This window comes from Denitromonas ohlonensis (genome assembly GCF_007625205.1).
GTDB lineage: Bacteria > Pseudomonadota > Gammaproteobacteria > Burkholderiales > Rhodocyclaceae > Nitrogeniibacter > Nitrogeniibacter ohlonensis.
In genome coordinates, this window is record NZ_VMNI01000015.1 from 195,422 (window position 1) to 209,012 (window position 13,591).

The window sequence follows — 13,591 nt, forward strand, 5'->3', positions numbered from 1 at the left end:
GCGCTTATCCGCCGTTCCCAATATCGTCGGGGCGCAGTCGCTCAGACCGTCAGCGCCGCGTAGTCGTTTTCGGTTGGCAGGCCTTGCACGGCCCAGAAGCGGCCGGTGGCGGGCTGCATGATGACGGCGCCACAGGTTTCCATGTCGAGCGGCGGGGTGGCGCGCACGCAGATGGTGGGGTCGCGGGTGAGGGCCATGAGCGCCTGCGGCGTGAGGCCGCCGGCGCTGAGCAGGGACTGGCCGCGGGCGAGGCGGGCTTCGCTGGAGGCTTGCGATGCGGGTGCACGCGGGCGGCAGCGGCGCAGGGTGTCGGGCATCAGGCAGTGATTGCTGTGCACCAGCGCGTCGGCGCCACTGCGGGTGACATGGCAGTGGCCCGGCATGGCTTCAACGTTGACGCCGTTACCGTGTTTGTCGAAGAGCTGGAAGTTGTGGGCGCCCATGAGCGTGGCCTCGGTGATGCAGGCCAGCGCGGCGTCGAGATCGGTTTGCTGGAGCGCCTTGCGCACCACAAACGGCCAGCTGACGCCGATCTGCCCCTCGGCGCCAAGCAGGTTGGTGATGCCGATGGCGATGCCGGCATCGTTCATGCCGATCATGCCAATGCAGCCGGTGAGGCTGAAGGCCATGAAGGCAGGGGCGTGATCGGGGCGGCCGTGCAGCAGCACAACATAGGGCTTGGAGCCGGCATGCATGTCCCAGGTCTGGCCAAAGAAGCCCTTACCGTCGACGCTGAGCCGGTCGGGGATGATGAAGGCGGTGCAGTCGTCCTCGACCTTCTCGGTGACGCCGTGACTGCCGCCGCGGGCATAGACGAGGTCGATGAAATCGGTGAAGCCGTTGGTGATGATCAGCTCGGCCACGCTGAGCCCGGTGGCTTCGGCGATGCCGGACAACTCCATGGCCAGCTCCGGCGCGTAGGCGACATGCGCCTCGACGCAGGCTTCGGCCAGCGCCAGCACGGCGGCGCGATCCATGGCGTGACCGGTCCAGATTTCACTGCCCGCCAGCGCGACACGTTCGGCGGAGTAGCGGCGGATGTCATCGCGAAAGGCCTGGCCGTGGGCGAGGCCCATCTGGCGCGGCGAACCGGCGAGCGGGATCACGCGTGGCACGCTCATGCCAAACTCGCTTTGGCCGCGACGATGCCTTCGGCGAGCACGGCCATGCCTTCGTCGATCTGTTCATCCGTGATGTTGAGCGCCGGCAGGAAGCGCAGGCAGTTGGCATGCAGCCCGGCGCGCAGGGTAATCAGGCCGCGCTTGAGGTTTTCGGCATTGATGGCGTTGGTCAGTTCGGGGTCAGGCGTGCGGTGGGTGGTGCTCTTGACCAGCTCCATGGCCAGCATGGGGCCGAGGCCGCGCACCTCGCCGATGATGTCGGGGAAGGTCGATTGCAGGCCCTCCAGGTGCGCGCGCAGGCGCTGACCGACCTGCACCGCGCGCGTCTGGAAGGCGTCGGAGGTGAGTGTGTCGAGCGCGACCATCGCCGCGGCGCAGGCCACCGGATTGCCGCTGTAGGTGCCGCCCAGGCCACCGGGGTGGGGCGCGTCCATGATCTCGGCGCGGCCGGTGACCGCGGCCAGCGGCATGCCGGCGGCGAGCGATTTGCCGCACACCAGCAGGTCGGGCACGAGGTCGTAGTGTTCGACCGCAAACAGCTTGCCGGTGCGGCCCATGCCGGCCTGCACTTCGTCGGCCACATAGAGCATGCCGTGTTCGGTGCAACGCGCGCGCAAATGCGCGGCAAAGCGCGGCGGCAGCGGCAGGAAGCCGCCCTCGCCCTGCACCGTCTCCACCACCACGGCGGCCACTGCTGGCGGCGCGACCTGAGCGATCAGCGCATGGTCGAACTGTTCGATGCACAGGTCGATGTAGACGTCTTCACTCATGCCGGCGGGGCGGCGATACAGATTGGGGAAAGGCAGGCGATAGATCTCGGCCGGGAAGGGGCCAAAGCCCTGCTTGAACAGCGCGTACTTACTGGTCATGCCCATGGTCATGTTGCTGCGGCCATGATAGGCGCCCTCGAACACGATCAGGGCTTGCCGGCCGGTGTAGGCGCGGGCGATTTTCACCGCCGCCTCGACCGCTTCGGCGCCGCTGTTGAGCAGCGTGGTTTTTTTGGCAAAGTCGCCGGGCACCAAGGTGTTCAGACGCTCACACACGTCCACGTAGGGCGCGTAGGTGGCGACAATCGAACACATGTGGATGAGCTGCTCGGCCTGTGTTCGGATCGCCTCCACCACCTCGGCCGGGCTGTGGCCCACCGCCAGCGTGCCGATACCGCCGGCGAAGTCGATGTAGGTGTTGCCGTCCACATCGGTGACGGTCGCGCCTTCCCCGCTGGCCACGGCGATACCGGTCAGCCGGGCGGCGCCGCGCGAGACGGCCGCATCGCGACGCGCCACCAGGGCGCGACTCTCAGGACCCGGAATTTCAGTTTTCAGCACAATCGATGACATGGATCTCTCTCGGTTTCACCCCGGCGGGGCGGCACGCCCGACCGCCGTCGTACGTCGCTCAGAGTAAGCGCAGGGGCGGGGGCGGCGTCAAGCGCAGAATGCCGCATCCGCCGGTCTACACGGTGTCCGGAAACCTCGACGCCTGCTCCAGCCACGATGCCCCGGTCGGTGCCGGCGCCTGGCCATCCACGTCGACCCGGTTGCGACCGTTTCGCTTGGCGCGATAGAGCGCGGCATCGGCGCGGGTCATCAGCGAGGCCACGCTGTCACCGGCGATCAAGGTCGCCAGGCCCACGCTCACCGAGAGGTCAAGCTCCCCGCGCGACGCCAGCGTGACCGGCGTGCTGGCCACCAAGGCCCGCAGCCGCTCTGCCACCGCCAACGCCTCCTCGGCACCAGCGCCGTTCATGGCCACCATGAACTCCTCACCCCCCACCCGGCCGACCACGTCGGACTCGCGCACCGTGTCTTCACACAGCTGCGCAAATCGACACAAGGCGATATCGCCACCCGGGTGGCCGAAACGGTCATTGACCTGCTTGAAGTGATCCAGATCGAGCGCCATCAGCGTGAACGGATAGCCGTTGCGACTGGCCGAGGCGACCATCACCCGAAGTCGCTCCAGAAAATCGCGGCGATTGCTGACGCCGGTCAGGCTGTCGCGCGTGGCCAGCGTCTTGAGCCGGTGCCCGACCCGTTCGGTATCGAGCAGGACCACCCCAAAGCCGTTGGTCAGCATGAGCAGAAACAGCGACAGGAAGGTCGCCACCTGGATGACATTGGCGTCGAGCAGCGCGAAGCCATTGCCCGGCCAACCGGCGAGCACGCCGCGCGTTGCCACCACCGCGGCCAGCAGCAAGGTGCTGCCGCCGATAAAGTACTGCAGCCGTGTGCGCTCGGGGCGCAGCCACACCAGCGCCCAGCCGGTCATCGCGAACAAGCCCGCCGAGAGCAGTGAGGCCACGACCACCCGATGCGCCGGATCGGCGCCACCGAGCAGATTGAGCGGATAGCGCACCGCCACCACCACCACCACCACGGCGATCAGCCAGCGCGGCAGGCGCCCGCGGGAAAACTGCCAGGCGGCCAGCGTCTCCAGCCCGAAGCCGGCCAGGAGCAAGGTGTTGCCGACCTCAATCGACCAGAAGCCGGAAATGCTGCCGCGCGCCCACAGCAAGGCCCAGGCGGCCGATTGCAACAGCTTCGACACCATCCACAGATGCGAGACGCCGGCGTTGCGATCGTCCCGCACGAAGCGAAAGCTCACCAGCGTCAGGAAGAGCAAGAGATTGCCCAGGCCGAGCAGCAAGATGAGGGTTCGGATGTCCAGCGATGGCATAGGCGTGACAATGCTTAAGACGAAGGTAGTACGCCTTCAACGGCCGTATTCGCGCCGGGTTGAACGACTTTGCAGCCAATGTTGCAAGACCTGCGCCCTGTGTCACGACATCCGCGCCGGGGGACCGCCGGGTGGTTGTGCCGCAGGGCGCACCGGTACAGGATGTCCACTTTCGTCCCAAGGTGGTCCGGATCCGCTATTTATCTTGACCCTGGCGCTGACCGACAATGTCAGCACACTCACCCACCGGAGACACGCACATGGCTCACCCCGCCCAACGCAGCGCCCTGATCCTGATTGATATCCAGGAATCCTTCCGCCAGATGCCCTTCTGGTCGGATGTCGATCTGCCGGCCTTTCGCGAGGCCGTGCTCGCCCTCGATGCCGGCTGCCGCGCCCGCGCCGTGCCGGTGGTCCACATTTTCCACGTCGGCGCGGCCGGACCGTTTACCGAGGCCTCGGGCCATGTCCGCGCCCTCGACTGGCTGCCCGGCGCGCCCGACGCAACATTTCACAAACACACCCACAACGCCTTCTCCGACACCGGGCTCGATCTGTGGCTGCGCCGTCGCGACATCAACCACCTGATCATCGCCGGCATCCGCACCGAGCAGTGCTGCGAAACCACCACCCGCTACGGCGCCGACATCGGCTACTCGGTGGACTATGTGACCGAGGCCACGCTGACCTTCCCGATGACCCACGCCGGCAGCGGTCGCACCTATTCGCCCGACGAGATCAAGGCGCACACCGAGCTGGTGCTGGCTGGGCGCTTTGCGCGCATCGCCACCGCCGCCGACGCCCTCGCGGCGCTGGACTGAGCCATGCGCACCGTCGGCATCTATGTCTATGACGACGTCGAGGTTCTCGACCTCGCCGGCCCCTTTGAGGTGTTCACCACGGCGAGTCGTGTCGCCGGCCGCCAACAGCCGGACACCGAACCGCCGTTCCGGGTGGTGACGATCGCACGCCAACGCGGGCCGATCACCGCCCGCGCCGGGCTGAGCGTGCTGCCGACGCACACTTTGGCCGAACACCCGCCGCTGGATGTGCTCATCGTCCCCGGCGGCGACGAGCGCGCCGAGCGCGGCCGGGCTGATCTCATCGAATGGCTGCGAACTCAGGCGACGCAGGTCGAACTGCTGGCCTCGGTGTGCACCGGCGCCTTCCTGCTGGCCGGCGCCGGTCTGCTCGACGGACGTACGGTCACCACCCACTGGGAAGACGTGGCCGCGCTGGCCGACGCCTTTCCGGCGCTGACAGTGGTGGACACCGGCCGCTGGATCGACGATGGCGACATCCTCACCTCGGCGGGCATTTCGGCCGGCATCGACATGAGCCTGCATCTGGTGGCCCGGTTGGCCGGCGACAAACTGGCCATGGCGACGGCGCGGCAAATGGACTATCACTGGCAGGACAGCCCTCTAGAGTCATCGCCATGAGCTTTGAAAGCGCCCTCACCTTCTTTGTCGCCATCTTCATCTTCGCCATCACGCCGGGCCCGGGCATCTTCGCCCTGCTCGCCCGCGCGCTGGTCAGCGGCGCGCGCGACTGCATCGCCCTGGCGCTGGGCATGACGATCAGCGACATCCTCTATCTCATCTTCGCCTGCCTCGGCCTGGCCGCCATTGCCAAGAACTGGGGCGAGCTGTTCACCGTCATCCGTTTTACCGGCGCCGCCTACCTGATCTATCTGGGTGTCGGCATGTGGCGCACACCGGTCGACGACGGCTTCACGGCACAGGTGGTCAAGCGCATGAGCCCGCTTGGCAGCTTTGTGCAAGGCTTTCTGATCTCGGCCTCGAACCCCAAGGTGATCCTGTTCTACATCGCCTTCCTGCCCACCTTCATGGACCTGACCGTGCTCAGCGTGCAGGACATCGCGCTGGCCGCAGTGCTCACGCTCGCCGCGCTGATGCTCGGCCTGATGCTGATCGCCACGATGGCATCGCGCGCACGGCGCTACTTCCGCTCGGCGCGCGCCATGCGCGGCCTGAACCGCAGCGCCGGCTCGATCATGGTCGGCGCCGGCGCCTTCCTGGCCGCCAAGTCGTGAACGTGACGATGAAGCCGGTCGACATCGCCCTCGCCCTGCTGGTCGTGCTGGTGTGGGGAGTGAACTTCGTGGTCATCAAGGCCGGCGTGGCCGAGGTGCCGCCGCTACTGCTCGGCGCGCTGCGCTTTCTGGCCGCGGCGCTGCCGGCGGTGTTCTTCTTCCGTGCGCCCAAGTTGCCGCTACGCACCTATCTGGCCTATGGCATGACCATCGCCTTTGGCCAGTTTGCCTTTTTGTTTACCGCCATCCATGTCGGCATGCCCTCGGGGCTGGCCTCGCTGGTGCTGCAGTCGCAAGCCTTCTTCACCATGCTGTTTGCGGCCATCTGGCTCAAGGAGAGCTGGCGGCCCAGCCAGCTCGCCGGGCTGGTGCTGGCCGCCGGCGGACTGGGGCTGATCGGCACGGCGCACGGCGTGAGCATGCCGCTGGCCGGCTTCATGCTCACCGTGGCCGCCGCCTGCAGTTGGGCGGCCGGCAACGTGGTCAGCCGCACCCTCAACCGCAACGGCCCGATCAACCTGCTGGCCTTCGTGGTGTGGGCCAGCCTGGTGCCACCGCTGCCCTTCCTGGCCATGTCGCTGCTGATCGAAGGGCCGACCGCCATCGTCAGTGCGCTATCGCACTTCAGCCTGCGCTCGGCCGGCGCGGTGATGTACCTGGGCTGGGGCGCGACGCTGCTCGGCTATGGCCTGTGGGCGCGGCTGATGTCGCGCTACCCGGCCAACCAGGTGGCCGCCTTTCCGCTGCTGGTGCCGCTGGTCGGCCTGAGCGCCGGCTGGCTGGTGTATGGCGAGGCGCTGCAGGCGGTGCACTGGATCGGGGGCGGGCTGCTGATGCTGGGCCTGGGCGTGAATCTGTTTGGCACGCGTCTGATGACACGCCTGCGGGGAGCGACATGACGCTGGCGGTCTATTTCATCGTCACGCCCAATGTGTTGCTGCTCGACTATGCCGGGCCAGCCGAAACCCTGCGCATGGCCGCCGACATTGGCGCCGACCTGACGGTGACCACCTGCGCCCCGGTGCCCGAGCTGAGCACCTCGATGGGCGTCACGCTCTCCGGCCTGGCGCCGCTACCCGACACGCTGCCCGACGGCGCGCTGCTGATCTTCGCCGGCAACGCGCAAGAAGCACTCGACTACGCCCGCCCCGAGGCGCTGGCCGTCATCGACTGGCTGGCCGCCCAGCGCGGGCGCGACATCCGCGTCGCCAGCATTTGCTCTGGCGCGCTGCTGCTGGCCCGCGCCGGCTGGCTGGACGCACGCCCCTGCACCACCCACCACGCGCTGCTCGACCTGCTTCGCCAGAGCGCGCCGACCGCGCGGGTGATGGAAAACCGGGTGTTTGTCGACGACGGCCAGGTGGTGACCAGCGCGGGCATCACCACCGGCATCGATCTGGCGCTCTACCTCATCGAACAGCACTTCGACGCCGAACTGGCCGCCCGTGTGGCGCGGCGCCTGGTGATGTACGCGCGGCGCGGGCCAAACGATCCGCAGCTGTCGCCGTGGCTGGCGCATCGCAATCATCTGCACCCGGTGGTCCACAAAGTGCAGGACGCCATCACCCGCGACCCGGCGCGACGCTGGACGCTCGAAGAGCTGGCCGAGCTGGCGCATGTCGGCCCGCGCCACCTCACCCGCCTGTTCACCCGCCACGCCGGCATTGGCGTGGTGGCCTACCAGCAGCAGCTGCGCATCGCCCGCGCCCGCCAGCTACTGGCCGACCCGAGCCTGTCGATGGAGCGGGTGGCCGAGCAATGCGGCTTTGCCTCGGCACGCGACTTCCGCCGCGTCTGGGCGATGCACGTGGATGACTCGCCGCGCACGCATCGCGCAACCCACTGAATCCCGAAGTGCGCTGCATGAACCTAGAAACCGCAGCTGACCGCTTGTGCCCATGCGCAAGGTATTGAACATGCGAAGCTTTTCGGTTTCGAGGCCGATCACCCGGTGGGTGGCGTCCGATTGTGCGTCTGGCGGCCCGCCTTGCTGCGTTGCGCCTCCTTGCACCGTGCCGGCTGTGCGTCGTCGCGCCTTGCCAGACAGCGCGCCAGGCGCACCCTCGGGCGCGTCCAACGACGGTTTCTAGGATGAAAGATCCCCCGGGGGTTAGCATTCAGGCAAAGACCTGAAAAAGGACCTGCCGCGTGGACGGCATTTTTGTGCTGACCCTCATCGCCGTGGTGATCGTGCTGGTGTTCGACTACACCAACGGTTTCCACGATGCGGCCAATGTGGTGGCCACCGTCATCGCCTCCCGCGCCATGACGCCGGGCCAGGCGGTGGTGGTGGTGGGGGTGTTCGAATTTCTCGGCCCGCTGCTCGGCGGCACCGCCGTGGCCAACACCATCGGCAGCTTTGTTGACCTCAGCGCGCTGGCCGCCAGCCACGCCATCGTGGTGGTGCTGGCCGGGCTGATCGGCGCGATTGCCTGGAACCTGCTGACCTGGTGGCGCGGCCTGCCTTCGTCGTCATCCCACGCCCTGGTCGGCGGGCTGATCGGCGCCACCGTGCTGGCCGCCGGGGCCGAGCACGTGGTGTGGGGCATGGATGCCTGGCGCGAGGGCGGCCACCTGACCGGCGTGCTCAAGGTGCTCGCCGCGCTCATTCTCTCGCCGCTGATCGGCCTGCTGGCCGGCTTTGCCATTCACCGGCTGGCGATGCTCTTGCTGCGCGCCGCCCACCCGCGCATCAACACCCGGCTGCGGCGCATGCAGTTCGTCACCACCGCGGCGCTGGCCTTTTCGCACGGCGCCAACGACGCCCAGAAGAGCATGGGCATCATCACGCTGCTGCTGGTGCTCGGCGGCTATCTGCCCGAGTTTTCCGTTCCGTTCTGGGCCATGCTGGCCTGTGCCACCGCGCTCACCCTGGGCATTCTCTCCGGCGGCTGGCGCATCGTCCGTACGCTCGGCTTTTCGGTCTACAAGGTGCGGCCGCTGCATGCGCTCGATTCGCAACTGACCTCGGCCGGCGTGATCTTCACCGCCGCGCTGGTCGGCGCGCCGGTGTCGACCAGCCACGTGGTGGCCAGCTCGATCATGGGCATCGGCGCCGCCGAGCGTCCCAAGGCAGTACGCTGGGGCAAGGCGCGCGAGATCGGCCACACCTGGCTGCTCACCTTGCCCGCCTCGGCCGCCGCGGGCGCGCTCGCCTTGCTGGCACTTCTTCCTTTTCTCTCCGGGCCTAGCGTATGACCCCCGACACCCCTGGCCGCTTCTCGCCATCCGCCCTGTTCCACCGGATCATCGACCGGATGGTGCCCAAGGCGCCGGACTTTTACGGTCTGCTGCATGAGCAGGCCATTCATGTGCAGCACACCACGCATCTGCTGGTGCGCTTCATGAAGAGTGGCGACGCCGCGCTGGCCAAGGAGATCAAGCGCGACGAACACACCGCCGACACCATCAAGATCCGCAATCTGCACACACTCAACGAAGCCTTCTCGACGCCCTGCGACCGCGAGGACATCTACCGCGCCATCATGACGCTCGACGATGTGGTCAACTACTGCAAGACCACGGTCAACGAGATGTCGGTGCTGGGCGTAGACCCCGACGAGGCCATGCACCACATGGCCATCCAGCTCGACGGCGGCGCCCAGGCGCTGATCAATGGCTATGCCAAGCTGGCCACCACCCCGTTGGCCGCCGAAACCGACGCCGCCGCAGGACGCAAAGCCGAGCGCCGGGTCGAAAAGCTCTACCGCAAGGCGCTGGCCGAGCTGTTCGTCGGCGACGATTATCTGAACATGTTCAAACGCCGCGAGATTTACCGTCACCTGTCCAACGCCGCCGACCGCATGGCCGCCTGCGCCAATACCCTCCACGATATTGTTGTAAAGATCACCTGATTCAGCCCGTTAGATCTTCGTAACTGGCGCGGTTTTGGCGCCCGAGAGATTTCGCCCATGCCCCTGAAAGACCAGCAAAAAATTCTCGACGAAGCCGGTGTCGGCATCTGGTCTTACGACTGCATTGCGGATCGTTTCACCTGGAGTCCCTTTATCGCCACCATGCTCGGTGTACCGGCGGAGTCCCTGCCACCGGACGCCGAGCGCTGGCTGCTCACGCTCCACCCGGAAGATCGCACACCCGCACAGGAAACCACCATCGCGGCCTGGCGCCAGGGTCGCCCCATGGAGCTCAAGGTCCGGGTCCGGCGCGGCGACGCGAGCTGGTGCTGGGTGAGGTATCGCGGCCGGGTGGTCAAGCGGCGCGAGGACGGCTGGGCGCTGCAGGCGAGCGGCGTCGTCATGGACATTACCGAATGGCAAGACACTGAAGCGGCGCTTCAAGAGGAACGCGCCCATCTGCGCGCGCTGGTCAATACCATCCCCGACCTGATCTGGCTGAAAGACCCGGAGGGCGCCTACCTCAGCTGCAACCGGCGGTTTTCCGATTTTTTTGGCGCGCCGGAAGCCGACATCATCGGCAAGACCGATTACGACTTCGTCGATCGTGAGCTGGCCGATTTTTTTCGATCGAAAGACCTCGCCGCGATGCATGCCGGCGAGCCGTGCAGCAACGAGGAGTGGGTGACCTTCGCCGTCGACCAGCGGCGGGCGCTCCTCAAGACGGTCAAGACACCAATGTATGCGCAGGGTCGCCTGGTGGGGGTGCTCGGCGTGGCCCGCGATATCACCACCGAGCACGAGGCGCGCCAGCGCCTCGACAAGGCGCGACAGATGTTCTCGATCGCCTTCCAATCCAGTCCGCTGGCGATCAGTATTTCGGAACTCGAAACCGGGCGCTACCGCGAGGTTAACGATGCTTTCCGCAAGGTATTTGGTTATGGTGCCGACGAGGCGCGTGACCACACCTCACTGGAGCTCGGTTTGTGGCCAGACTCGGCAACACGCTGCGCGTGGCGTGATGAAATGGTCAAGCATGGCGGCTGCGTCAATTACCGCACCAGCCTGTCCGCCCGTGACGGCCGAACGATGCGCTGCAGCCTCTCCGCCGGCGTCATCGAGATTGAGGGGCGCGCGCATGTCGTGGCCTATGTCAACGACATCACCGACGCTGAACACGCGGCCGAACAGCTTCAACGACGCGACCGGTATCAGCGCGCCTTGCTCGACAACTTCCCCTTCATGGTGTGGCTGAAGGACGCCGACAGTCGCTATCTGGCGGTCAACGCGCCTTTTGTCAAAGCCTGTGCCGCCGAGTCCTTTGAAGCGGTCACTGGCAAGACCGACTTTGATGTCTGGCCGCAAGAAGTCGCCGAGCGCTACCGCGAAGACGACCGCGCCGTGCTCGCCAGCGGTTCCAGCCGGCATCTCGAAGCGCTCGATGAAACCAGCAGCGAACCACGCTGGCTCGAAGTGTACAAATCACCCATCACGGTCGACGGCCGCATCATCGGCACCGTCGGCTTTGCCCGCGACATCACCGAAAAGCGCGAGGCCGCCGAAGAGCTGGCGCGGCACCGCCACCATCTGGAAGACCTGGTGGCCGAGCGCACGGCCGCACTGGAAACCGCGAGCCGGGCCAAGAGCACCTTCCTGGCCAACATGAGCCACGAGATCCGCACCCCGCTCAATGCCATCATCGGGCTGACCCAGCTGATGCTGCGCAACCAGCCCCGGCCGGATGACGCCCGACGGCTGGACAGCGTGGTCAGTGCCGGCAAACACTTGCTGGCCATCATCAACGATCTGCTCGACATCGCGAAGATCGAAGCCGACCGCATGCCGCTCGACATCGCCGGCTTCGAGATCGCCCGGGTGGCTGACGACACGATCGCTCTGGTGCAAGACGGCGCCGAGGCCAAGGGGCTGACGCTCAGCGTTGTTGTTGACCCGCGGGTCCCCGCCCGCGTGACAGGTGACGCCACCCGCGTCGGTCAGATCCTGTTCAATTTTTTGGGCAACGCGGTCAAGTTCACCCAGCGCGGCGGCATCCATCTGCGCATTCGCCCGCTGGAGAAGGCTGGCGACGGCGTGACCCTTCGCTTCGAGGTCATCGACACCGGTATCGGCATTGATGCGGACATCCAGCCGCGGCTGTTCAACGCCTTCGAACAGGGTGACCCGAGCACCACCCGGCGCTACGGCGGCACCGGCCTGGGGCTGGCCATCAGCCGCCGCCTGGCAGAACTGATGGGCGGCAGCGTCGGCGTGAGCAGCACGCCCGAAAAAGGCAGCACCTTCTGGTTCACTGCGCATTTCGGCCTCGTCGAGACCGAGCCCGCGCCCCTGCCGAAAGCCTCCGACCTGCACACCGACGCCAGCGTGCTGGCGCGCGACTTTGGCCAGCGCCGCTTGCTGCTGGTCGAAGACAACGAGGTCAATCAGTATGTGGCAACGGAGTTGCTGGCTGACGTCGGTCTGAGCGCAGACGTGGCCGAAGATGGTCAGCAAGCGCTCGCGCTGTTTACCCGGCAGCCCTACGACCTGATCCTGATGGACATGCAGATGCCGGTGATGGACGGCCTGGCGGCCACCCGTGCCATCCGCGCGCTACCCGAAGGACGCGAGGTGCCGATCCTGGCCATGACGGCCAACGCCTTCGCCGAAGACCGGCAGCGCTGCACCGAGGCGGGCATGAACGATTACCTGTCCAAGCCCTTCGAACCCGAACAGCTCTACGCGGTGCTGCGTCGCTGGCTGGACCCGGCACGCCGACCGGCAACGCCCCCCGCCTGAACGCAAAAACGGCCACCGTCACCGGTGGCCGTTTTTGCGTTGCGTCAGCGCCGATTACTTGGCAGCGGCACGGGCCGCATCGAGCCAGCCGTCGTAGGTGGCGCGATTGGCCTTGATCCAGCCCGCCACATGCCGGGCAATATCCGCCGGCTTGTTCTCGCCATCGCGCATCCGCAGGTTCTGCGCCGAGATGTCGTTGGCCGACAGCTTCATCACCTCAAACAACTTGGCCGCCGACGGGTTGGCGTCGGTAAAAGCACGGTTGGCGATGATGCGCTGGTTGTTGGCCTGGAAGCCGTAGTTCGAGCCATCGGGCAGCGCGGTGTTCACATCCTTGCGCTCACCCGGCAAGGCCGAAAACGGCACTTGCAGCCACACCACATCCTTGCCCGGCACGAGCACACCGCTCACCCAGTAAGGCGTCCAGGTGTAGTAGAACACCGCCTGGCCCTGATTCTGACGCGCGATGGTGTCGGCGATGATCGCCGAATAGGCGCCCTGCTTGTGGGTCACGTTGTCGCGCAGGCCATAGGCATCGAGATGATGCTCGATGACCTTCTCGCAGCCCCAGCCCGGATTGCAGCCGGCCAGATCGGCCTTGCCGTCGCCGTCGGTGTCGAAGAGCTTGGCGATCTTCGGGTCCTTGAGCTGGTCAATCGACTTGATGCCGTACTTGTCAGCGGTGGCCTTGTCGATCAGATAGCCTTGCAGCGCGCCAGGCGAGTACACGCCCTCGCGGAACAGCTTCTTGTCGCCACCGGCGCGCTCGTAGAAATCGATGTGCAGCGGGTCCCAGTGGTCGGCCATGAAGGTGGCGTCGCCGTTGCCCAGCGCGATGTGACCGGCGGCGTATTCGATTTCCTTGATGCCACCGACCTCAAAGCCGAGGTCCTTGAGGCCTTGCATGACCAGTTCGGTCTGGAAGGTCTCTTCGGCGATGGAGCTCTTGATCGGCAGGACCTTGACGCCCTTGCCGGGCATGTCGGCGGCAAAGGCGCCGAGCGAAAAGGTGGCGGCGAGCGCAATGGCGGTGCCGCGCGCAAGATGAGTCAGTCGGGAAAGTCGCATGGTGTGCGTCTCCT

12 protein-coding genes are annotated in these 13,591 nt (G+C 66.5%); 8 read left to right on the forward strand and 4 right to left on the reverse strand.

What is annotated here, in order from left to right; translation table 11 throughout:
* Positions 1 to 41 precede the first annotated feature (41 nt).
* The 3 genes from FHP89_RS15800 to FHP89_RS15810 form a co-directional block, all read right to left on the reverse strand.
* Positions 42 to 1,121 (reverse strand): C45 family autoproteolytic acyltransferase/hydolase, encoded by a 1,080-nt coding sequence (locus FHP89_RS15800; RefSeq protein WP_144174655.1) that lies wholly within the window; start codon positions 1,119 to 1,121, stop codon positions 42 to 44.
* Positions 1,118 to 2,464: a 4-aminobutyrate--2-oxoglutarate transaminase gene (gene gabT, locus FHP89_RS15805; protein WP_144174657.1), complete on the reverse strand. Its 1,347-nt coding sequence runs from the start codon at positions 2,462 to 2,464 to the stop codon at positions 1,118 to 1,120. Before gabT ends, FHP89_RS15800 begins: the two co-directional genes overlap by 4 nt.
* A 115-nt stretch (positions 2,465 to 2,579) precedes the next feature.
* On the reverse strand, positions 2,580 to 3,803 hold the full coding sequence (locus FHP89_RS15810; protein WP_144174659.1) for a GGDEF domain-containing protein: 1,224 nt from the start codon (positions 3,801 to 3,803) through the stop codon (positions 2,580 to 2,582).
* Positions 3,804 to 4,063: 260 nt separating this feature from the next.
* Here FHP89_RS15810 and FHP89_RS15815 point away from each other — a divergent pair, with 260 nt between their 5' ends.
* The 8 genes from FHP89_RS15815 to FHP89_RS15850 all read left to right on the forward strand — a co-directional run bounded on the left by FHP89_RS15815 (position 4,064) and on the right by FHP89_RS15850 (position 12,509).
* Positions 4,064 to 4,624: an isochorismatase family protein gene (locus FHP89_RS15815; RefSeq protein ID WP_144174661.1), complete on the forward strand. Its 561-nt coding sequence runs from the start codon at positions 4,064 to 4,066 to the stop codon at positions 4,622 to 4,624.
* 3 nt (positions 4,625 to 4,627) lie between these two features.
* A complete protein-coding gene (locus FHP89_RS15820; RefSeq protein ID WP_144174663.1) occupies positions 4,628 to 5,245 on the forward strand; it encodes a DJ-1/PfpI family protein in 618 nt (205 codons plus the stop codon).
* Entirely contained in the window at positions 5,242 to 5,859 is a 618-nt protein-coding gene (locus FHP89_RS15825; protein ID WP_144174665.1) for a LysE family translocator, read from the forward strand. Before FHP89_RS15820 ends, FHP89_RS15825 begins: the two co-directional genes overlap by 4 nt.
* Positions 5,856 to 6,758, forward strand: a complete 903-nt coding sequence (locus tag FHP89_RS15830) for an EamA family transporter (protein ID WP_222105418.1) — start codon at positions 5,856 to 5,858, stop codon at positions 6,756 to 6,758. The genes FHP89_RS15825 and FHP89_RS15830 overlap by 4 nt, the downstream gene beginning before the upstream one ends.
* Positions 6,755 to 7,705 carry a GlxA family transcriptional regulator gene (locus FHP89_RS15835; RefSeq protein ID WP_144174667.1) on the forward strand — a complete coding sequence of 317 codons (951 nt, stop codon included), beginning with the start codon at positions 6,755 to 6,757 and terminating at the stop codon, positions 7,703 to 7,705. Before FHP89_RS15830 ends, FHP89_RS15835 begins: the two co-directional genes overlap by 4 nt.
* Positions 7,706 to 8,007: 302 nt before the next feature.
* A complete protein-coding gene (locus FHP89_RS15840) occupies positions 8,008 to 9,057 on the forward strand; it encodes an inorganic phosphate transporter (protein WP_144174669.1) in 1,050 nt (349 codons plus the stop codon).
* The gene (locus FHP89_RS15845; RefSeq protein ID WP_144174671.1) at positions 9,054 to 9,713 is read left to right on the forward strand and encodes a DUF47 domain-containing protein; all 660 of its coding nucleotides are present in this window, start codon (positions 9,054 to 9,056) and stop codon (positions 9,711 to 9,713) included. Before FHP89_RS15840 ends, FHP89_RS15845 begins: the two co-directional genes overlap by 4 nt.
* 57 nt (positions 9,714 to 9,770) lie before the next feature.
* Positions 9,771 to 12,509 (forward strand): PAS domain-containing protein, encoded by a 2,739-nt coding sequence (locus FHP89_RS15850; RefSeq protein ID WP_144174674.1) that lies wholly within the window; start codon positions 9,771 to 9,773, stop codon positions 12,507 to 12,509.
* Between the two features lie 54 nt (positions 12,510 to 12,563).
* On the opposite strand, the gene proX is transcribed toward FHP89_RS15850, so the two are convergent.
* Positions 12,564 to 13,577, reverse strand: coding sequence for a glycine betaine/L-proline ABC transporter substrate-binding protein ProX (gene proX / locus FHP89_RS15855; protein WP_144174676.1), 1,014 nt, complete (start codon positions 13,575 to 13,577; stop codon positions 12,564 to 12,566).
* Positions 13,578 to 13,591: the final 14 nt, after the last annotated feature.

Bases quoted from the DNA above. Each gene is read 5' to 3' on its own strand.
- FHP89_RS15845 (WP_144174671.1), top strand. From the start codon at position 9,054: ATGACCCCCGACACCCCTGGCCGCTTCTCGCCATCCGCCCTGTTCCAC.
- gabT (WP_144174657.1), bottom strand. From the start codon at position 2,464: ATGTCATCGATTGTGCTGAAAACTGAAATTCCGGGTCCTGAGAGTCGC.
- FHP89_RS15850 (WP_144174674.1), top strand. From the start codon at position 9,771: ATGCCCCTGAAAGACCAGCAAAAAATTCTCGACGAAGCCGGTGTCGGC.
- proX (WP_144174676.1), bottom strand. From the start codon at position 13,577: ATGCGACTTTCCCGACTGACTCATCTTGCGCGCGGCACCGCCATTGCG.
- FHP89_RS15800 (WP_144174655.1), bottom strand. From the start codon at position 1,121: ATGAGCGTGCCACGCGTGATCCCGCTCGCCGGTTCGCCGCGCCAGATG.
- FHP89_RS15810 (WP_144174659.1), bottom strand. From the start codon at position 3,803: ATGCCATCGCTGGACATCCGAACCCTCATCTTGCTGCTCGGCCTGGGC.
- FHP89_RS15820 (WP_144174663.1), top strand. From the start codon at position 4,628: ATGCGCACCGTCGGCATCTATGTCTATGACGACGTCGAGGTTCTCGAC.
- FHP89_RS15815 (WP_144174661.1), top strand. From the start codon at position 4,064: ATGGCTCACCCCGCCCAACGCAGCGCCCTGATCCTGATTGATATCCAG.
- FHP89_RS15825 (WP_144174665.1), top strand. From the start codon at position 5,242: ATGAGCTTTGAAAGCGCCCTCACCTTCTTTGTCGCCATCTTCATCTTC.
- FHP89_RS15835 (WP_144174667.1), top strand. From the start codon at position 6,755: ATGACGCTGGCGGTCTATTTCATCGTCACGCCCAATGTGTTGCTGCTC.